Origin of the sequence: Microbacterium sp. Ru50, assembly GCF_002920555.1 — a bacterium.
Lineage (GTDB): Bacteria > Actinomycetota > Actinomycetes > Actinomycetales > Microbacteriaceae > Microbacterium > Microbacterium arborescens.
This window is the reverse complement of the sequence record NZ_PQSV01000005.1, coordinates 46,349-66,004: the sequence shown is the minus strand read 5'-3', so window position 1 is coordinate 66,004 and position 19,656 is coordinate 46,349. Positions and strand designations below refer to the sequence as shown.

General features: G+C 70.5%; 20 protein-coding genes. 15 read left to right on the top strand and 5 right to left on the bottom strand.

The window, feature by feature from the left end; genetic code table 11:
* Positions 1-56: 56 nt before the first annotated feature.
* Positions 57-938 carry an endonuclease domain-containing protein gene (locus C3481_RS14625; RefSeq protein ID WP_258039137.1) on the bottom strand — a complete coding sequence of 294 codons (882 nt, stop codon included), beginning with the start codon at positions 936-938 and terminating at the stop codon, positions 57-59.
* A 389-nt stretch (positions 939-1,327) separates the two neighbouring features.
* Here C3481_RS14625 and C3481_RS14620 point away from each other — a divergent pair, with 389 nt between their 5' ends.
* The 9 genes from C3481_RS14620 (at position 1,328) to C3481_RS14580 (ending at position 9,744) form a co-directional block, all read left to right on the top strand.
* Complete coding sequence (locus C3481_RS14620; protein ID WP_023955556.1) at positions 1,328-1,891, top strand: GNAT family N-acetyltransferase; 564 nt, start codon at positions 1,328-1,330, stop codon at positions 1,889-1,891.
* 69 nt (positions 1,892-1,960) lie between these two features.
* The gene (locus C3481_RS14615) at positions 1,961-2,824 is read left to right on the top strand and encodes an Fpg/Nei family DNA glycosylase (protein WP_088380546.1); all 864 of its coding nucleotides are present in this window, start codon (positions 1,961-1,963) and stop codon (positions 2,822-2,824) included.
* Between the two features lie 260 nt (positions 2,825-3,084).
* A complete protein-coding gene (gene ribD, locus C3481_RS14610) occupies positions 3,085-4,167 on the top strand; it encodes a bifunctional diaminohydroxyphosphoribosylaminopyrimidine deaminase/5-amino-6-(5-phosphoribosylamino)uracil reductase RibD (RefSeq protein ID WP_103843058.1) in 1,083 nt (360 codons plus the stop codon).
* On the top strand, positions 4,167-4,799 hold the full coding sequence (locus C3481_RS14605) for a riboflavin synthase (RefSeq protein WP_023955562.1): 633 nt from the start codon (positions 4,167-4,169) through the stop codon (positions 4,797-4,799). Before ribD ends, C3481_RS14605 begins: the two co-directional genes overlap by 1 nt.
* Positions 4,796-6,115: a GTP cyclohydrolase II gene (ribA, locus tag C3481_RS14600; protein ID WP_103843056.1), complete on the top strand. Its 1,320-nt coding sequence runs from the start codon at positions 4,796-4,798 to the stop codon at positions 6,113-6,115. The genes C3481_RS14605 and ribA overlap by 4 nt, the downstream gene beginning before the upstream one ends.
* Entirely contained in the window at positions 6,112-6,585 is a 474-nt protein-coding gene (gene ribH / locus C3481_RS14595; RefSeq protein WP_023955566.1) for a 6,7-dimethyl-8-ribityllumazine synthase, read from the top strand. The genes ribA and ribH overlap by 4 nt, the downstream gene beginning before the upstream one ends.
* 40 nt (positions 6,586-6,625) lie before the next feature.
* Positions 6,626-6,976: a hypothetical protein gene (locus C3481_RS14590; protein WP_064955711.1), complete on the top strand. Its 351-nt coding sequence runs from the start codon at positions 6,626-6,628 to the stop codon at positions 6,974-6,976.
* Between the two features lie 221 nt (positions 6,977-7,197).
* Positions 7,198-8,640 carry an MFS transporter gene (locus C3481_RS14585; protein ID WP_064955712.1) on the top strand — a complete coding sequence of 481 codons (1,443 nt, stop codon included), beginning with the start codon at positions 7,198-7,200 and terminating at the stop codon, positions 8,638-8,640.
* A 123-nt stretch (positions 8,641-8,763) separates the two neighbouring features.
* Entirely contained in the window at positions 8,764-9,744 is a 981-nt protein-coding gene (locus C3481_RS14580; protein WP_181021949.1) for an NADP-dependent oxidoreductase, read from the top strand.
* Positions 9,745-9,766: 22 nt separating this feature from the next.
* Here the strand turns inward: C3481_RS14580 and C3481_RS14575 are convergent, their stop codons facing one another.
* Genes C3481_RS14575 through C3481_RS14565 form a run of 3 tightly spaced genes read right to left on the bottom strand, consistent with a single transcriptional unit; the run spans position 9,767 to position 12,389 of the window.
* Positions 9,767-10,594, bottom strand: a complete 828-nt coding sequence (locus tag C3481_RS14575) for an ABC transporter permease (protein WP_103843052.1) — start codon at positions 10,592-10,594, stop codon at positions 9,767-9,769.
* Positions 10,591-11,451, bottom strand: coding sequence for an ABC transporter permease (locus C3481_RS14570; RefSeq protein WP_023955576.1), 861 nt, complete (start codon positions 11,449-11,451; stop codon positions 10,591-10,593). Before C3481_RS14570 ends, C3481_RS14575 begins: the two co-directional genes overlap by 4 nt.
* Positions 11,448-12,389 carry an ABC transporter ATP-binding protein gene (locus C3481_RS14565; RefSeq protein ID WP_103843050.1) on the bottom strand — a complete coding sequence of 314 codons (942 nt, stop codon included), beginning with the start codon at positions 12,387-12,389 and terminating at the stop codon, positions 11,448-11,450. The genes C3481_RS14570 and C3481_RS14565 overlap by 4 nt, the downstream gene beginning before the upstream one ends.
* A gap of 176 nt (positions 12,390-12,565) precedes the next feature.
* On the opposite strand from C3481_RS14565, the gene C3481_RS14560 reads away from it, so the two are divergent.
* Genes C3481_RS14560 through C3481_RS14550 form a run of 3 tightly spaced genes read left to right on the top strand, consistent with a single transcriptional unit; the run spans position 12,566 to position 15,338 of the window.
* Positions 12,566-13,504, top strand: a complete 939-nt coding sequence (locus C3481_RS14560; RefSeq protein WP_258039136.1) for a sugar kinase — start codon at positions 12,566-12,568, stop codon at positions 13,502-13,504.
* Positions 13,501-14,121, top strand: a complete 621-nt coding sequence (locus C3481_RS14555; RefSeq protein ID WP_103843048.1) for a bifunctional 4-hydroxy-2-oxoglutarate aldolase/2-dehydro-3-deoxy-phosphogluconate aldolase — start codon at positions 13,501-13,503, stop codon at positions 14,119-14,121. Before C3481_RS14560 ends, C3481_RS14555 begins: the two co-directional genes overlap by 4 nt.
* On the top strand, positions 14,118-15,338 hold the full coding sequence (locus C3481_RS14550) for a putative amino acid aldolase or racemase (protein ID WP_023955584.1): 1,221 nt from the start codon (positions 14,118-14,120) through the stop codon (positions 15,336-15,338). The genes C3481_RS14555 and C3481_RS14550 overlap by 4 nt, the downstream gene beginning before the upstream one ends.
* Positions 15,339-15,352: 14 nt before the next feature.
* Here C3481_RS14550 and C3481_RS14545 read toward each other — a convergent pair whose 3' ends face one another.
* Positions 15,353-16,036 (bottom strand): transcriptional regulator, encoded by a 684-nt coding sequence (locus tag C3481_RS14545; RefSeq protein ID WP_023955586.1) that lies wholly within the window; start codon positions 16,034-16,036, stop codon positions 15,353-15,355.
* Positions 16,037-16,223: 187 nt separating this feature from the next.
* On the opposite strand from C3481_RS14545, the gene C3481_RS14540 reads away from it, so the two are divergent.
* The 3 genes from C3481_RS14540 to C3481_RS14530 are packed head-to-tail and all read left to right on the top strand — an operon-like array spanning position 16,224 to position 19,616.
* Positions 16,224-17,600 carry an MFS transporter gene (locus C3481_RS14540; protein WP_258039135.1) on the top strand — a complete coding sequence of 459 codons (1,377 nt, stop codon included), beginning with the start codon at positions 16,224-16,226 and terminating at the stop codon, positions 17,598-17,600.
* Positions 17,597-19,189, top strand: a complete 1,593-nt coding sequence (locus C3481_RS14535) for an amidohydrolase family protein (protein ID WP_103843044.1) — start codon at positions 17,597-17,599, stop codon at positions 19,187-19,189. The genes C3481_RS14540 and C3481_RS14535 overlap by 4 nt, the downstream gene beginning before the upstream one ends.
* 43 nt (positions 19,190-19,232) lie before the next feature.
* Positions 19,233-19,616, top strand: coding sequence for a RidA family protein (locus tag C3481_RS14530; protein WP_023955592.1), 384 nt, complete (start codon positions 19,233-19,235; stop codon positions 19,614-19,616).
* Positions 19,617-19,656 lie beyond the last annotated feature (40 nt).

Sequence of the window (19,656 nt, the reverse complement as noted above, 5' to 3'; positions counted from 1 at the left end):
GCCGTTTCGGCCTGCGCACGGCACGCACAGAACACTGGCTACCCGCCCGGCGAGCGTCAGCGCGCGGGAACCGGCCGAATTCCGCGGCTGAGGGCGCCGCGCACAGCTTCGAGGACGCGATCGGGGCGCCACATGATGTCCGACGCCATCGGGCGCAGAGTCAGGTACCCCAGGGCTGCCGCCGCGAGATCGCGCGCGCCGTCTCGTCGCCGCGCGTCGAGGCCCGAATGATGAGCATCGCTGTCGCACTCCACGATCAGCCATCCATCGACCAGCAGATCGACTCGCCCCACGCCAGGTATACGCACCTGCAGCTCCACCGTCTTGGCGACTCCACGCAGAAGCAGCCGCATGAGCGTCTCCGGCCCGGACTCCGCCCGCCCGTCGATCAAGCGCCGCAGCGTGCGGTACCGCAGGGGCAGCGCGGCGAAGACCGTGTCGAGATCCGCGGCATGGAGAAGCCTGAGGTGGAGCGCACTGTCGAGCGTGGCGACAGCAGCTCGGGGTGACTGGCACTGCACCGCGCGGACCAGCGCGTCGATGATGCTCGAGCAGACGAACCATCTGGGGCGCGGAGCGACGGGAGGTGTCCAGTGCAGCACCGGCCTCGATCCCGCGCCCACCTCAGGCGTCGGCACGCGCGAGGCCGTGCGCGGCAGCTGCACGTGCGGCCCGCTGGGCTCGAGGACGAACACCCCGAGGAGGCGCAACAGGCTCACACAGGTCAGACGGCCGCCGAGCGATACTGCGGCGGCGGCGGATGGTGGCGCATCGGCGACGAGGTACGAGCCCCGCCGAGGCCTCACGAGTCGGCCGGCGGCGACGGCATCCGCGATGTCGCGCTTGCGGAGACCACCCGCGCGCAGATCGGATGTCGACCAGCAATGCAACTCCATGATCTCTGAGGGAAGCCAGGCTGACGAGGCGTGAGGGTCCATGCCGACACGGTGTCGTCCGTGGTCCCGTGCGGGGCCGGCGCGGAAGACAATTGTGAACAGTTGAACTCGCCCGCCGCCTGTGCGGAAGTCGTTGATCCGTGCCGCCGACAGGCTCAGGCGCCGCACTCCGCGCGATGAGAGGCACCCTGGCGCCGCCAGCCTGTTGACGGCACGGCTGGGCTCCCCTCGGCACGCGCCCGACGAGGCGTCCTTCATCGCGGCTCGGGATGTCGGCTGATCGGCCCCGGCATCCGCATCAGCTGAAGCGCGTGCCGTCAGCAGGCTGAGGACGGGGCCTGCGGCCGCTCGGCACGGCGACACCGGGATGAGCCTGTTCGCGGCGCAGCCATGGGGCCGGGGGCCGGGCCCGACCTCGGTAGGGTCGGGGGATGGAACCGGTGACCCTGCGTACCGCGCGGCTCGAGCTGTCGATCCCCACGCTCGACGACGTCGATGCCATCACGACCGCGGCTCAGGACCCCGAGGTGCCGCGCTGGACGACCCTGCCATCTCCCTATACGCGCGAGCACGCCGAGGACTTCGTCGCGAAGGCCGCAGGCTGGTGGGACGAACAGTCCGAGCTGACGTGGGGCATCCGCCGAGAGGGCGCCTGGATCGGCATGATCGGCCTCCATCGCGTGAGCCCGGGCGGTGCCGCGGAGATCGGGTTCTGGATGAGCGCGCCGGCGCGCGGGCACGGCTACCTGAGCGAGGCCGCCCGTGCTGTCATCGACTTCGGGTTCGCCGAGCCGCTGGCGCTCGCGCGCATCGAATGGCGGGCTGTCGCCGGCAACATCGCCTCGGCGCGGACCGCACGCAGCCTCGGGTTCCGGTACGAGGGGATGCTGCGCCAGGGCCTGTCCGACATCCGCGGCCGCCACGACGGCTGGATCGCCGGCATCCTGCCCACCGACGACCGCGCCCCGCAGCCCTGGCCGATCCTCACCGACTGAACCCCGACCGGCAGCGCCGCCGCGCGCAACCCCGTGCCCGGTTGGGGTGGTGCGTGCCAGGATGACGCCATGCCCGAGATGCCGGAAGTGCAGGGACTCGTCGACTACCTCGGCGGTCGCCTCGCCGGGCGCCGAATCACGAAAGCCCGTGTCAGCGCGATCTCTGCCCTGAAGACCTACGACCCGCCGATCGAGACCCTCGAGGGCACGACCGTGACCGCCGCAGCCCGCCACGGCAAGTTCGTCGACCTCGTCACCGACAGCGGCACGCACCTCGTGTTCCACCTCGCCAAGGCGGGATGGCTGCGCTGGTACGACGCGCTGCCGTCGACCGTCATCCGCCCCGGCAAGACCCCGATCGCGCTGCGCGTCGGGTTCGACGACGACTCCGGTTTCGATCTGACCGAGGCCGGCACGAAGAAGTCGCTCGCGGTCTACGTCGTCCGCGATCCGGCCGAGGTGCCGGGCATCGCACGACTCGGTCCCGACCCGCTGGATCCCTCGTTCGACCGCGACGCCCTCGCGAGCCTGCTGGCGGGCCGCCGCACGCAGATCAAGGGCGTGCTGCGCGATCAGTCGATCGTCGCCGGAATCGGCAATGCCTATTCCGACGAGATCCTCCACGTCGCGAAGTTGTCTCCGTACGCACTGGCGGCGAACCTCGACGACGCCGAGATCGACCGGCTCTATACCGCGCTCAGCGAGACGCTGGCCGAAGCCGTCGCCGCGGCATCCGGCAAGCCGCCCGCCGATCTGAAGGACGCGAAGCGCCGCGGGATGCGGGTCCACGGCCGCCGCGGCGAAGCGTGCCCGGTGTGCGGCGACGAGGTGCGCAGCGTCTTCTTCGCCGACAACAGCCTCGAGTACTGCCCGACGTGTCAGACCGGCGGCAAGCTGCTCGCCGATCGCCGGCTCTCACGCCTGCTCAAGTGACGGCGGAAGTCGGGAATGCCGCGAGCGTCCGCGCGTTGAGTACGATCGGAGTATTGAACGTGCTCCGGGGTCGGTGAGAATCCGAACCGGCGGTGAGAGTCCGCGACCCTCGAGGCCCTCGGGCCGAGAGGTTGATCCGGTGGAATTCCGGGACCGACGGTGATGCGACGCGAGTCGCTAGTCCGGATGAGAGGAAGCACGGCAGCGTTCGCGCTGCGCGCGCCCGCCCGCGTCCCCGGAGACTGACCGAAGGACGAAGGATGCCGGGCACCACCGACCGCGAGATCGCCGCGATGCGTCGTGCCTTCGAGCTCGCCGGCAACGGTCCGCGCGGGCTGAACCCCCAGGTCGGCGCCGTGCTCCTGGCGCCCGACGGCTCGGTGCTCGCGGAGGGCTGGCATCGCGGCGCGGGCACTCCGCACGCCGAGGTCGACGCCCTCTCTCAGCTGCCCGCAGGGGCCGCCCGCGGCGCCACCGCCGTCGTGAGCCTCGAGCCCTGCAACCACACCGGCCGCACGGGCCCGTGCGCGCTCGCGCTCATCGAGGCCGGCGTCGCGCGTGTGGTCTACTCGGCGTCCGACCCGGGCGACGCCTCGGCCGGCGGGGCGCAGCGCCTGCGTGATGGCGGGGTCGACGTCGTCGACGGAGTGCTCGCCGACGAGGGCCGAGCCCTCATCCATGACTGGCTGACCGTGCAACGCCTCGGTCGTCCGCACGTCACCGTGAAGTGGGCGCAGTCGCTCGACGGTCGCGCCGCGGCCGCCGACGGCACGAGCCAGTGGATCACCGGCCCCGCCGCGCGCGCAGACGTGCACCGCCGCCGGAGCGAGGCCGATGCCATCGTCGTGGGCACCGGCACGCTCTTCTCGGACGACCCCGCTCTGACCGCCCGGCGACCGGACGGCAGCCTGCACGACCGGCAGCCGATGCCCGTCATCCTCGGCCAGCGTGCCGTGCCCGACGACGCGCTCGTTCGCCGTCATCCGCTGCCGTTCCTGCACCGCGACGGCGAGAACCTGGGCGGCGAGAGCTCCAACGAGCCCTCGCTGATGGCGGAGCTGCGCGAACTCGGTGTGCAGCGTGTGTTCGTCGAGGGCGGCCCGACCATCGCGAGCGCGTTCGTGCGCGCCGGACTCGCCGACGAGATCCTGGCCTACATCGCTCCGACGCTCATCGGCTCCGGCTCAGCCGGCGACGACCGCCCGGCGCTGCGTTCGCTCGGCGTCGAGACGATCGCCGACCAGCGACGTCTGCGCGTGAGCTCGATCGAGACTCTCGGCGACGACCTGCTGGTGATCGCCTCCCCCGTGCCCCCGACATCCCCGTCCGAAGGAGACGCCTGATGTTCACCGGAATCATCGAAGAGATCGGCGAGGTCGTCGCCGTCGAGCCGTCGGGTGACGGCGTGCGGATCACCGTGCGTGCGCCGAAGGCGGTGTCGGATGCCGGCCACGGCGACTCCATCGCCGTCAGCGGCGTCTGCCTCACGGTGGTCGATCAGGGCGACGACTGGTTCACGGCGGACGTGATGCGCCAGACCCTCGACGTGTCGAGCCTCACCGGGATCGAGCCGGGCCGGGCCGTGAACCTCGAGCGCGCGCTCGCGGCGCACACCCGCTTGGGCGGGCACATCGTGCAGGGACATGTCGACGGCCTCGGCCGCGTCCTGGAAGTGCGTCCCGGCGAGCAGTGGCGCGTCCTGCGCATCTCGGTGCCCGCAGATCTCGCCCCGCTCGTCGTCGACAAGGGCTCGATCACGGTCGACGGCGTCTCGCTGACCGTCAGCGACGTCAGCGCCGCGATCGTGCCGGAGGCGTGGCTCGAGGTCTCCCTGATCCCCGAGACCCTCGCCGCGACGACGCTCGGCGACCGGATCGCCGGCGACGCGGTCAACCTCGAGACCGACATCCTCGCCCGACACGTCCAGCGGCTGCTGGCATTCACCACCCTTTCGAACGAAGGAGGCTCCCGATGAGCCTTTCTCCCCTCTCCGAAGCGCTCGACGCGCTGCGGGCCGGAAAGCCGATCATCGTCGCCGACGATGAGAACCGCGAGAACGAGGGCGACGTCATCCTGTCGGCCGCCCTCGCCACGCCCGAGTGGATCGCATGGACGGTCCGTCACTCGAGCGGCTTCATCTGCGCTCCGATGCCCGCCGAGTGGGCCGATCGCCTCGACCTCCCCCCGATGGTCGAGACGAACGAGGACGCTCGGGGCACCGCCTACACCGTGTCTGTCGACGCTGCCGAGGGCGTGACCACCGGCATCAGCGCCGCCGACCGGGCTCGCACCCTCACGGTGCTGGCCGATCCCGCGTCGACGCCGGGCAGCGTCATCCGCCCCGGCCACATCCTCCCCCTGCGCGCCGTCGAGGGCGGCGTGCGCGAGCGCAGCGGTCACACCGAAGCCGCGGTCGAGCTCATGCAGCTCGCCGGTCTCGAGCCGGTCGGCGCGATCGCCGAGATCGTGGCCGATGACGGTTCGATGATGCGGATGCCGGGTCTGCTCGAGCTCGGTGAGCGCGACGGCATCCCGGTCATCACGATCGAGCAGCTCATCGCACACCTCGACGAGACCGACCCGCGTCCCGCCGGCGGTGCCGCATCGAACCGGCGCCGCGTGAGCCTGCGGGCCGAGGCGCAGGTGCCGACCTCGCACGGCGCGTTCCGGTTCCTCGCCTACAAAGATCGCGTCACCGGGACCGACCACATCGCGGTCGTCTCGGGCGACCTGACCGAGGCCGCCCCGCTCGTGCGCGTTCACTCCGAGTGCCTCACGGGCGAGGCGTTCGGCTCGCTCAAGTGCGAGTGCGGACCGCAGCTGGATGCCGCTCTCGACGCGATCGACCGCGACGGCGGGATCGTCATCTACATGCGCGGGCACGAGGGTCGCGGCATCGGTCTCATCAACAAGCTGCGGGCCTACCAGCTGCAGGAGCGCGGGCTCGACACCCTCGATGCGAACCTCGCACTGGGGCTCCCCGCCGACGCCCGCGATTACGCGGCGGCGGCCGGCATCCTCGCGGACCTGGGCGTGGGCAGCATCCGGCTGCTGACGAACAACTCCGACAAGGTGTCGCAGCTGCGCGCGCTCGGCCTCGACATCGCCGAGCAGGTTCCCCTGCTCGTCGGCGTGGGCGCCAACAACCACCAGTATCTCGCCACGAAGCGCGACCGCATGGGGCACATCATCGACGACGCCGAGCTGAGCGCGGCGCTCGCCCGCGACACGGCCGCAGCCACCGCGGACGAGACCACCGACCCCCGACAGAACTCGGAGAACATCGCATGAGCGGACACGGCGCCCCCGAACGCCAGCAGATCGACGCGAGCGACCTGAAGGTCGTCGTCGTCGCCGGCCAGTGGCACGACGTCATCACCGACGGCCTCATCGCCGGCGCCGAGCGCGTGCTCGAGGAGTCGGGTGCGGCCTGGCGCCTCGTGCGCGTGCCGGGATCCTTCGAGCTTCCGGTGGTGGCGAAGGCCGCGCTGGATTCCGGAGCGGATGCCGTCGTCGCCCTCGGCGTCATCATCCGCGGCGGCACACCGCACTTCGACTTCGTGTCGTCGGCGGCCACCGACGGGCTGACGCGCGTCGCGATCGACACGGGCAAGCCGGTCGGTTTCGGCGTGCTCACCCTCGACGACGAGCAGCAGGGCATCGACCGGGCGGGTCTGCCCGGCTCGAAGGAGGACAAGGGTGCCGAGGCCGCGGATGCCGCGCTGCGCACCGCACTGACGCTGCGTACGCTTCGCGGCTGACACCGTGTCGGAACCCCACACCTTCAGCTAGGCTGAGGGTATGGAAACGCTCCGCGGAATCGTCCTCGTCGTCCACCTCATCGGTTTCGCCACGCTCTTCGGCGCCTGGCTCGTCGAAGCCCTCGGCGCCCGCCGCATCACGCGGGTCATGAGCTACGGCCTCCTCGTCGCCGGTGTCGCCGGGCTCGCCCTGGCAGCACCGTGGGGAACCGACCACGAGTTCAACTACACGAAGATCGCCGTCAAGCTCGTCATCCTGCTCGTGATCGGTGCACTGCTGGGCATCGGCTCGGCCCGCCAGAAGCGCACCCAGTCGGTTCCCGCCGCCATCTTCTGGCTGATCGGAATCGGCACGGTGGCCAACGTCGCGATCGCGGTGCTCTGGCGCTGACGACGCGGGCCCCGGCCCACCACGCACGCGGATGCCGCGACTCGGACGCCGGGTCGCGGCATCCGCCGTAGAATGGACGATCGTGCGTCGCCGACACCGTCGACGCCGCCGGTGATCCCCGCGTCGAGCGTCCGCCGCACCACCCCGCCTCGGACGTCCGCCCACCGGCACGCTCCCACGAGGGCGCTCACCCGTTCTCCCAGACAGGCATCACACCGCACATGTCATCCGCCACCGCGGCCCCCGCCGCGCCCGCGAACCCCCGTTCCCGCGTCATCACCGCCAGCCTCGTCGGCACCACGATCGAGTTCTACGACTTCTACGTCTACGCGACCGCGGCCGTCCTGGTCTTCCCGATCCTCTTCTTCCCGAGCGACGACGACACCGCGTCGCTCCTGGCCTCGTTCGCGGTCTTCGGCGCGGCGATGATCGCCCGCCCCATCGGCGCCGTCGTCTTCGGTCACTTCGGCGACAAGTTCGGCCGCAAGGCGACCCTCGTCGCGTCGCTCCTGACGATGGGCATCGCGACGATCCTCATCGGATGCCTCCCCACCTTCAATGACATCGGCTGGTGGGCGGCCCTGCTGCTTCTCGTGCTGCGCCTCGCTCAGGGCTTCGCCCTCGGCGGCGAATGGTCGGGAGCGGCACTCGTGGCCACCGAGAACGCCCCGAAGGGCAAGCGCGCCTGGTACGGAACCTTCCCCCAGCTGGGCGCTCCGATCGGGTTCATCATCGCGAACTCGGTCTTCCTCGTGATCTACTTCGCGCTGCCCCACCCCGACGGCCCGGCTCAGCGCTCCGAGGAGTTCCTCGCCTGGGGCTGGCGTGTGCCGTTCCTGTTCTCGGCGGTCATGGTCATCGTCGGCCTGTGGGTGCGTCTCAAGCTCGTCGAGAGCGAGACGTTCGCCAAGGCGGAGAAGACCGGCGCCATCCGCAAGTTCCCGCTCGGATCCGTCATCCGCGGCCACTGGCGCGCGCTGATCCTCGGCACGTTCATCATGCTCGCGACCTACGTGCTCTTCTACCTCATGACGAGCTTCACCCTCGCGTACGGCACCAAGCCGACCCTCGAGGCCGCGCAGGCGACCGCCGAGGCGTCGGGAGCGACGTTCGATGCCGCGGCCTACGTCCCGGGCCTCGGGTTCGGGTTCACCGACTTCGTCATCATGCAGATCGTCGGCGTCATCTTCTTCGGCATCTTCACGCTGCTGTCGGGCCCCGTCGCCGACTCGATCGGCCGCCGCAAGCTGCTCCTGTGGGTCACCGGGGTCATCGCCGTGTTCGGCCTGCTGTTCGCGGTGTTCCTCGCGCCGCAGCTCGACCCGAAGTTCACCGGCGCGCTCGTCCAGGCGTTCCTCGTACTCGGCTTCATGCTCATGGGCGCGACGTTCGGTCCGATGGGGGCGCTCCTCCCCGAGCTGTTCCCGACCAACGTGCGGTACACCGGCTCGGCCATCTCGTACAACGTGGCGTCGATCCTCGGCGCGGCCGTCGCCCCCAGCATCGCGACGACCCTGTGGGCGCTCGCGGGCGGATCGACGTGGCTCGTCGGCGTATACCTGACGGCATCCGCCGTGCTCACCTTCATCGCCCTGTGGCTGTCGAAGGAGACCAAGGACTCCGAGTACGACACCAACATCGGCGACGCGGCAGCCACGCGCTGATCCCGACTCCGGACGAACGGATGCCGCGGGCCTTCGGGCTCGCGGCATCCGTCTTTGTCAAGCTCTCCCCGCCCCCGGATGCGCGGTCTACTGTCTGATTCACATTCAGGTCAGGAGGGTGCCATGAGAAAAGTCACCGAGGCAGCGGTCGTCGAATACGACGCGCCCGGAGGTCCTGAGGTCCTGCGTCTGGTGAAGCGACCGCTGCCGGAACCCGGCGCCGGCGAGGTGACGGTCGAGGTCATCACGATGGGGCTCAACCACATCGACGGGTTCGTGCGCTCCGGTGCCGAGAAGGAGTGGGACGATCCCTATCCGCGCCGCTCGGGCAGCTGCTTCGCAGGCACCGTCATCGCTGCGGGCCCCGGCACCAGCGGGTTCCCCGTCGGCACCGATGTCGTCGGTCATCTGCGGTCGGGTGCGCATGCGACCCATGTCACGGTCGCGGCGGACCGGCTGGTGCGCAAGCCTCGCGCCGTGACCTTCGAGACAGCGGGCGGGCTGTATCTCGCAGGCACCACGGCCCTCGACATCCTCGACGAGCTGAAGATCGGCGCCGATGACACCGTCGTCATCTCGGCGGCGGCCGGTGGCGTCGGCAGCATCGAGGCGCAGATCGCCATGTACCGCGGCGCGCGCGTCATCGGCACGTGCGGCGAGCGCAACTTCGACTATCTGCGCCAGCTCGGCGTGAAGCCGGTTCGCTACGGCGAGGGGATCGTCGAGCGGATCCGCGCCATCGCGCCCGGGGGCGTGACAGCGTTCATCGACAACTTCGGGCAGGACGGGCACGAGATAGCGGAGGCTCTCGGCGTGCCCGCGGGACGGTTCCGGTCGAGCGCCGATCGTCGCGATCGCGAGGTGGCCCTGCTCTCCGACAGCCCCGACGCCGTCGCCCACGGCACGGCGCAACTGCGAAAGGTCGTCGAGCTCGCCGAGAAGCGGGTGGTCTCTCCGCTCGTGTCGGGCTTCTACCCGCTCGCCGATGTCGCCGAGGCGTACGATGACCTTCAGAAGCTGCATTCCCGGGGCAAGGTCGTGCTCGCCACGCACCCCGTGAACCCTCGGCGGATCCGCAAGGCCCGCGAGGTCATCGAGTCGTAGCGCCGATCGCGCCCGGGCACGGTCAGTCGAGGAACAGGGCGCGTAACCGCTTCGTGGTGAAGACGAGACCGAGCGCGATCATGACGACGAAGTAGAGCACGTGCCACAGCATTCCGGCGGAGAGAATGCCGGTCGTCAGGCCGCGGATCAGCTCGACACCGTGCCACAGCGGCAGCGCCTGCACGATCACCTGCACCCACTCGGGATAGACCGTGATCGGGTAGAACGTCGCCGAGAACAGGAACATCGGCAGCAGCACGAAGTTGATCCAGTCCATGTGCTGGAACGTCTTCATATAGCTCGTGACCGCCATTCCGACGCTCGCGAACCCGAAGGCGATGAGCAGCACCGCCGGGAGCGCGAGCACGGCGGTCCACGCGAGATTGAGGCCGAGCACCTGCATGATGATCATGAATCCGGTGGCGTAGACCAGACCGCGCAGCAGCGCGTAGAGGATCTCGCCGAGGGCGACGTCGAGCGGGCCCAGCGAGGTCGACAGCATGCCCTCGTAGAGCTTGCCGTAGTTGAGCTTGAAGAAGACGTTCCACGTCGAGTCGTACACGGCGCCGTTCATCGCCGAGACCGCGAGGAGCGCGGGAGCGATGTAGGCGGCGTACGGGACCGCAGCGCCCGACGAGGTCTCGACCTCGCCGATGAGGGCCCCGAGCCCGATGCCCAGAGACGCGAGATAGAACACGGGCTCGAAGAAGCCCGAGAGCACGACGATCCAGCTCGACGAGCGCGCCGCGATGAGACCGCGCTGCACGACTGCGCCGGGGTTGCCCGCCCACAGCGCCCTCACGCCGCCGCGCCGTCCCGCCGGTGCACCCCGCTCGATCACGGCGCTCATTTCGCGAGCCTCTCGGTGAAGACGCGCCGGCCCCAGAGGTACCCGACGGCGGCGAGCGCGAGCAGGTAGAGCACGTGCACGGCGATCATCCCGGCACCGATGTCGGCCCCGTAGGTCGCCGCGCGCCCCAGCTCGGCGCCGTGCCACAAGGGCGAGATCCACGCGATCCACTGCAGGCCGATCGGCAGGGTCTCGACGGGGTAGAACGTGCCCGAGAACAGGAACATCGGCATGAAGATGAACCGCTGCACGAGAGCGAACTGCCCCTTGTCGTCCTGGATCGAACCGGCGTACGCCATGAGCGGGATGCCGAAGGCGATACCGGCCGCAACGCCCGCGAGGATCGACAGCCACCCCGTGGCGGGATTCGGCACCGCCCCGAACGGCAGGAGCCAGATGAAGAGGTAGTACGCGGAGACGGCGACGATCATCCGCGCCGTGGCACCGATGATGACGCCGTTCGCGATCTGGGGGCTCGACAGTGCCGACGCGTTGAATCCGTAGAAGTAGCGGCGCCATTTGAAGCCCGCCATCACCGGATAGGTCATCTCTTCGGAGGCCACCGCGATCGCGGCGGTGACGAGCAGCGCCGGCGCGACGAACGGCAGATACCCGACCTCCTGCCCGTGGGAGGAGATCGGCGCGGTGATGAGGGCCGCGAGGCCTACCGCGAGCCCGAGCAGATACATGATCGGCTGCCCGACGGCGCCGACCACGATCGTCCAGCCGTAGGCGCGCATGGCGCGGATCATGTGCTCGGCGACGTACCAGGTGCCGTAGCGCCGGGGCCTGCGACCGCCGGCGAGCGCCTCGGCGCGCAGCTCGTCGAGTGTGGGGTGCGCGGTTCGCGTGCTCATTCGATCAGCGACCGTCCGGTCAGGCGCAGGAAGACGTCTTCGAGGCTCGAGCGGCGCACGAGGCTCGTGAGCGGCGTGAGGCCGGCTGCGGACACGCGCTCGAGGGCGGCCTCGCCGTCGTGCGCATAGACGAGGATGCGGTCGGGAAGCACCTCGACGCGGTCGCCGATGCCTCGCAGCTGCACCGCTGCGGACTCGTTGCGGTCGGAGCCGAACCGCACCTCGAGCACTTCGCGACTCGAGTGCTCGCGGATGAGGGAGGCCGGGGTGCCCTCGGCCATGATCCGCCCCTTGTCGACGACGATGAGCCGGTCGCACAGCTGCTCGGCCTCGTCCATGTAGTGCGTCGTGAGCACGAGCGTCGTGCCGCGCTCCTTCAGCCGGAACAGCCGGTCCCACAGCACGTGGCGGGCCTGGGGGTCGAGGCCCGTCGTCGGCTCGTCGAGCAGCAGGATGCGCGGATCGTTGATGAGACCGCGCGCGATCGTGAGGCGCCGCTTCATGCCGCCCGAGAGCTGGTCGACCTTGTTCTTCGCCTTGTCCTCGAGCTGCGCGAAGGCGAGGAGCTCGTCGGCCTTCTCGTGGCACACCTTGCCCGGCAGACCGAAGTACCGCCCGTAGATGTAGAGGTTCTCGCGGGCGTTCAACTCGCCGTCGAGGTTGTCCTGCTGGGGCACGACGCCGAGCCGCGACCGGATCTCGGGTCCGTATCGATCGGGATCGAGCCCGAGGATCTGCAGGTCACCGCCGCTGCGGGTGGACACCGCACCGATCATCTTCATCGTCGTCGACTTGCCGGCACCGTTCGGGCCGAGCAGCCCGAAGGACTCGCCCGGCGCCACCTCGAACGACAGGTCGTCGACGGCGACGAAGTCGGGCTTGTCCTTCACGGCATAGGTCTTGCGCAGCCCACGAGCGGAGATGACGGATTCTGGCACGCGACAACACTAGCGATGCGGCCGGACATCGCCGGGGCGCCGGAGACCGCCGGCGGATCACTCTTGCAAGATTTTCGTCAACCCCGCATAATTCGAGTTAAACCATCGTGAAGCGGGCCCGCCCGCGGAAGAGTCAAACCAACGCGAAGCGGGCCCGCCCGCGGAAGGGGGGTCGCGTGAGCGAACCGGCGAACCCGCGGTCTCGGGCGATCGACGTACTGAGCATCGGCGAGACGATGGCTCTCGTCGTCCCGGCGCGAGCCGAGTCGCTCGAGTCCGCCGACGACTTCCGCCTGGAGGCGGGCGGCGCGGAGTCGAACCTCGCCTGCCACCTCGCCGCCGCCGGGCTGAGCGCCCGATGGTTCAGCGCCCTCGGCGACGACCCGCTGGGACACCGCATCCGGCGCCGGATCGAGAGCCACGGTGTGAGCACGGACGGCGTGGTCATCGACGACGGCGCACCGACCGGCGTCTACATCAAGGACCCCGGCCACGGCGTCCACTACTACCGCGCCGGCTCAGCGGCATCCCGCCTGTCGCCCGCGGCGCTCGATGTCGTGGACTGGTCCACGGTCGACACCGTCCATCTGACGGGCATCACGCTCGCCCTCTCCCCCTCGTGCCGCGATCTCGTCCACGCCGCCATCGACGCCGCGCGCTCGCACGACGTTCGAGTCAGCTTCGACGTGAACCATCGACCCGCCCTGTGGCCCGATGCGGAGGCGGCCGCGCGAACGATCGCCGACGCCGCGGCGCGCGCCGACGCGGTCTTCGTCGGCCGGGACGAGGCCGAACGGCTGTGGGGCACGAGCACGGCGGCCGACATCCGCTCGCATCTCCCGCACGTCCCGCACCTCGTCGTGAAAGACGCCGACGTCGAGGCGACGGAGTTCGGACCGGTCGACGTCGTCACCGTGCCCGCGCACCGCGTCGAGGTCGTCGAGGCCGTGGGAGCCGGAGACGCGTTCGCGGCGGGATGGCTCGGCGAGCTGATCCGCGGCGGCGATGCCCGGCGCCGCCTCGAGAACGGACACGCGACCGCCGCCCGCGCTCTCGCGGCTACATCCGACGTTCCCCAGCCCGATCCGTCACCATCGTCGAGAGGACGAGCATGAACACCCCCGCAGACACCGCCGGCTCGTGGTTCGACCACGCGTTCGCGGGCTCACCCATCATGGCGATCCTCCGCGGGATGGGCGTCGAGCGCAGCCTGCAGCTGGCCGAGACCGCCTGGGACCTCGGTATCGACGCGGTCGAGGTGCCGATCCAGACCGCCGTCGACCTCGATGCGCTGACCGCCGTCGTCGAGGCGGGCCGCGCCCGCGGCAAGCAGGTGGGAGCGGGAACGATCGTCGACGCGCGGACCGTGCGCGACGCCGCGTCGGCCGGCGCGACGTTCACCGTGAGTCCCGGCTGGGACCTCGAGGTGGTGCGAGCCAGCGAGAACGCGGGGATGCCGTCGCTTCCGGGAGTCGCGACAGCGTCTGAGATCCACCAGGCGCGACGCGCCGGTCTGCGCTGGCTGAAGGCGTTCCCCGCGGCCGCGCTCGGCCCGTCGTGGTTCACCATGATGCGCGGCCCCTTCCCCGACGTGTCCTTCGTCGCGACCGGCGGGATGGATGCGCGAAACGCGCCGGCATTCCTCGACGGAGGCGCGCGCGTCGTAGCCGTCGGATCCGCCCTCGCAGATGCTGCCGAACTGGCGCGTCTCGCCGAGGTGGTGAACAAGTGAGCGCCCGCACGGTCTCGTGGCGCGACAAGTCGTTCCCGGCCGGCCTAGACGGCCGCCCGATCGACGACCTCGACACTCCCCTCAGCTCGTTCTCGACCCCGCTGTTCGTGCTCGACGGCCCCGCCCTCCAGCACAACATCGACACGATGGCCGCCTGGGCGCAGCGCCGGGGCCTCGAGCTGATGCCGCACGGCAAGACGACGATGGCGCCGGAGCTGTGGCGGCGTCAGCTCGCGGCCGGGGCGACCGGCATCACCGTCGCCACCGGATGGCAGGCAGAAGTGGCGCTGCGCGCCGGCGTGCCGACCGTGCAGATCGCGAACGCGTGCACGGACGGGGCCCTGTTGCGCCGCATCGCGGACTGGCTCGACGAGCACCCGGATCAGGAGGTGGTCAGCTGGGCCGACTCGCGCGAGGTCGTCGCCCGGATGACCGCGGAGCTGCCGGCGGGCGCGCGCTGGGGCGTCCTCACCGAGATCGGCGCAGCGCACGGACGCACGGGCGCCCGAGACGACGCCTCGGCGATCGCGACGGCCGAGGCGATCGCCGCATCCGACCGGCTCACCCTGCGCGGAATCGCGGGGTACGAAGGCGCTCTCGCCCACGACCGCTCGGAGGTCGCCCTCGCGGCCGTCCGCGCCTTCTGCTCGCGCATGCGCGACCTCGTCGAGCGCGTGCGTCCGCTCATGCCCGAGGTGCCCTGGGTGACAGCGGGCGGCAGCGCGTTCTTCGACCTCGTCGCCGAGGGCATCGGCGGGATGCCGGACGCGCGCGCGATCCTGCGCTCCGGCGCGTACCTCGCGCACGACAGCGGCTTCTACCGGTCGATCTCGCCTCTCGACCCCGACCGCGTGCGAGACGACGACATCCCGCTGCGCACCGCGATGTTCGCCTACGCGCGCGTGGTCTCGCAGCCCGAGCCCGGCCTCGCCCTCCTCGACGGCGGGAAGCGCGATCTGCCCTTCGACGAGGGCCTGCCGGTACCCCTCGGCATCGCCGGCGAACTGGGCGCCCCGGAACGGCCGCTGCGAGCCGAGATCAGCGCGATGAACGATCAGCACGCTTTCCTCCGCTGGACGGGTGAACAGCGCATCCAGGTGGGCGAGGTGGTGCGGCTCGGGCTGTCGCATCCCTGCACGGCGTTCGACAAATGGCGACTCGTCCCGGTCACCGACGGCGCGGCGGCGGTGACGGAGGCCGTCGAGACGTATTTCTGAGCGCGGCGGAGGCGTCAGCCGCGACGCACTTCGTCGAGGTAGCCGTACACGGTGACACGCGAGACGCCGAGACGCGACGACACCTTGTCGGCTGCGCGCTTGATGTGGAACGCACCGCGGGTCTCGAGCAGACGCAGCACCTCGATGCGATCCGCCTTCGACATCGACGAGGGCGACTTGCCGACCATGGCGATGGCGTCGGTGATCATCTCGTCGAGGACGCTCGAGACGTCCTGTCCGACGAGCTCCTGGGGAGCCGCGTCGGCAGCGGCGCGGGGCGCGGGCACCAACGACGCCACGAGGTCTGCGGCGCGCTGCATGGGGGTGAGGTCGATGTTGATGCAGAAGGCCGCGATGATGCGCCCCTCGGGATTGCGGTAGTACACCGACGAGCTGAGCAGGTCGCGGCCGTCGTGCGTGCGCGCCCGGTATCCGAACGCGTTGTGATCGGCGGTCTCGTCGTGGAGCACCTCGAGCCCGAGGTTCGTCGACGGGCCGCCGACACCGCGCCCGCTCACATGCCCGTTGACGATCGCGTACACCGAGTGCTCGAGGTCGCCCGCGGTGAGGTTGTGCAGCACGACCTCGCAGTGGTCGCCGACGGCCGCGGCGATGGCGGTCATGAGCGGCGCGAGCGTCCGATGGGCGTCCTCGATGTCGGCGAAGACCGCTCCTTCGGCGGGGAGGAGCTTGTTCACGGTGGATCTCCCGTCTGTCGTGCGCCCATTGTGTCACGGTCGTTACGCGTGTATTAATAATTTCTGCTAACCACATAGAATCGCAGTAAGCATCGTGCTAGCGTTTCGACGCCCGAGATTCGTATCCGGGAAGCTCCACCCCGATGCAGGCCAGCCGCGACGTTGCGGTCATACCGAGGAGAACATGGTGAACACGACACCGACCGCACCGCCCCGCAGCGGCGCGACCCGCACCCGCACCGCCGGACAGCCCCTGACGAAGGCGCAGCGGCGAGCCATCGCCGGCGGATCCATCGGCACTCTGATGGAGTATTTCGACTACTACCTGTACGGTCTCGCGGCCGCCGCCGTGTTCCCCGCGGTGTTCTTCTCGGCGAACGACCCCTTCATCGCCCAGCTCTCATCGTTCGCGACCTTCGCGGTCGGCTTCCTGTTCCGCCCGCTCGGCGGCATCGTCTTCGGGTACATCGGCGACCGCATGGGCCGCAAGATCACCCTCCTCATCACCGTCATCGGCATGGGCCTCACGACCGCCGCGATCGGCCTGATCCCGCCGGACGCGATGATCGGCGCGGCAGCTCCCATCCTGCTGATCACGATGCGGTCGCTGCAGGGTCTGTTCGTCGGCGGCGAGATGGGCGGGGCGGCCACCATGGTCGTCGAGCACGCCCCGGTGGGACGACGCGGCTTCTTCGGCGCCTTCCTCATCACCGGAGCCGGCATCGCGAACGTCGCGTCGGCCGGCGCGATGGCCGCCCTGGGCCTCACCCCCGACTCGTTCTTCATGACGTGGGGATGGCGCATCCCGTTCGTGTTCGCGCTCGTCCTCGCGGTCATCGCGATCCTGCTGCGCCGCAAGCTCGAAGAGTCCGACGAGTTCGCCGAGCACACCCGCACCGTGCGCGCCCAGGGGCTCAAGCCCCGCTCTCCCCTGATCGAGGTCTTCCGTCACCCGAAGAACACCCTGCTCGGCATCCTCATCGGCCTTCCGCAGTCCATCGCGGGTTACATCGTGCTGACCTACGGCCTGTCGTTCATGGTCTCGTCGGGCACGGCGGCGCAGGTCGGGTTCATCGGGACCATGATCGTCGGGCTCCTGCAGGTGTTCGTCGCCCCGGCCTACGGCGCGCTCTCGGACCGGATCGGCCGTCGCACCGTCTACGTCGCCGGCTGCCTCGGCTTCGCCCTGCTGATCTGGCCCACGTTCATGCTCTACGGCACGCACGTGCCCTGGCTCATCTGGCTGGGCATGATCATCGGCTTCGTGATCCCCGGTGTCGCGATGCAGGCCACCCTGTCGACGATGCTCACCGAGATGTTCGACGTCGAGCAGCGCACGACCGGCGTCAACATCGGGTACCAGCTCTCCAACACCCTGGGCGGCGGACTGGCGCCGCTGATCGCAACGGCGCTCGTCGGCTGGGCCAGCGGCGCCATCTGGCCGGTCGTGATCTACGCCGCCGTCATCTGCGTCATCGGCGCCATCGCCACCATGACGGCGACGATCCGCCCCGACACCGCCGACGCCGGGCGGATCCACGCGCCCCGGAACACCGCAGCATGACCGGTCTGCTCATCACCGGCGGGGTCGTCGTCGACGGATCGGGCGCGGAGCCCGTCGCCGCCGACGTCCTCGTCGACGGCGAGCGCATCCGAGCGGTGACGGCGCCCGGCGCATCCTTCGCGGAGCGTGACGACCTCGAGGTGCTCGACGCCGGCGGACGCCTCGTGGTGCCCGGCTTCGTCGACGCGCACTCGCACGCGGAGGGTGCCGTCTTCGACCGGGACGTGCAGCTCGCGCTCCTCCGCCAAGGTGTGACGACGGTCATCGGCGGTCAGGACGGCATCTCGTTCGCGCCGGGCGACGGGCGCCACGCGAGCCGCTACTTCGCGGCGATCAACGGGCCCCACCCGCGCTACCGCGGCGGTGGTGTCGCGGGGCTCCTCGCGTCGTACGACGGGGCGATCCCGCTGCGGGTGGCGTACCTCGTGCCCGCCGGCACCGTGCGCCACCAGGTCATGGGCGACAGCGACCGCCCCGCGTCCGCCGACGAGCGGGCGCGGATGGTGGCGCTCGTCGCCGAGGGCATCTCCGAGGGCGCGGTCGGGCTGTCGACGGGCCTGGACTACGTGCCCGGGCTGTTCGCGAGCACCGATGAGATCGCCGCCCTGTGCGCGCCGCTGTCCGAGCACCGGCTTCCGTATGTGACCCACATGCGGGGCGGGTACGAGCTCAACTCCGAGGTCGGCGTCGACGAGGCCGCCCGCATCGGTCTCACCGCCGGGGTTCCCGTCCACGTCTCGCACTTCCACACGCCCGCCGACGAGGCGTGGCGATTGATGGCACTGTTGCGAGAGCGGGGCGTCGACGCGTCCTTCGACGCCTACCCCTACACGCGCGGCTGCTCGCTGCTGGCGATGACGATGCTGCCCCCGTCACTGAACGCCGCCGATCCGGCCGATGCGGTCACCGCGCTCGCAGACCCGGCCGAGCGCGACCGGCTGCGTCGCGAGTGGTTCCCCCTCGTGGCGCGCAACCCGAGCCTCGGCCCCGAGTGGCCCGAGATGATCACGGTCGCCCACACGCCCGCGCCCGAGTTCGCCTGGGCACACGGTCGCACCCTGGCCGAGATCGCCGCCGAGCGCGGCACGGATGCCGTCGACGCCGCGCTCGACCTGCTTGCCGCGTCGCGGCTCGAAGCGAACGTGATCATGGCCGTCCGCGACCAGCGGCCGGTAGCCGATCTCGGACGGCTGATCGCTCACCCCGACCACATGGGCGGGTCAGACGGCATCTTCATCGGCGCGCACCCGCACCCCCGCGCTCGCGGCACCTTCGCGTCGTACCTCGCGACGTACGTGCGCGAGCACGGCTTCCTCGACTGGCCGACCGCCGTCCGCCACCTGTCGACGAACCCGGTCGACCGGTTCCGCCTCGGCGATCGGGGCCGGATCCGCCCCGGCGCGATCGCCGACATCGCCGTGGTCGACCCCGAGCGCGTCCGCGACGCCTCGACGTACGATGAGCCGCTCCGGCTCGCCGAAGGCATCGACGACGTCGTCGTCTCGGGGCGCACCGTGCTCCGGCACGGCGAGCTCACGGGTGCCACGCCCGGGGGTGGGCTGCGCCACGCGGCCGCTGCCGCGGCGTGACCACGCCCCATCCGAACCCCGCCCAAGAAACGAAAGGGATCCCATGACCACCACCAAGAAGGCCATCCGCACCGCCGACGCACCGCAGCCCGCCGGCCCGTACAGCCAGGGCATCGTCAGCGGCGACCTGCTGTTCACCGCGGGCTTCGGTCCGCAGGACCCGGTGACCGGCGAGAAGCCGGAGTCGGTCGGCGACCAGACCCGCCAGGTGCTCCGCAACCTGCAGGCGGTCCTCGCCGAGCACGGCGCGACCCTCGACGACGCCCTCAAGGTGACGGTGCACCTCGCCGACCTCGCCGACTTCGACGAGTTCAACGTCGCGTACCGCGAGTTCTTCTCGGAGCCGTTCCCGGTGCGCACGACCGTCGGTTCGCAGCTGGCCGACATCCTCGTCGAGATCGATCTCGTCGCACGCATCGCGGGCTGATCCGATTCGTTGCGGGTCCGGGCCTCCTCACGGTCCGGGC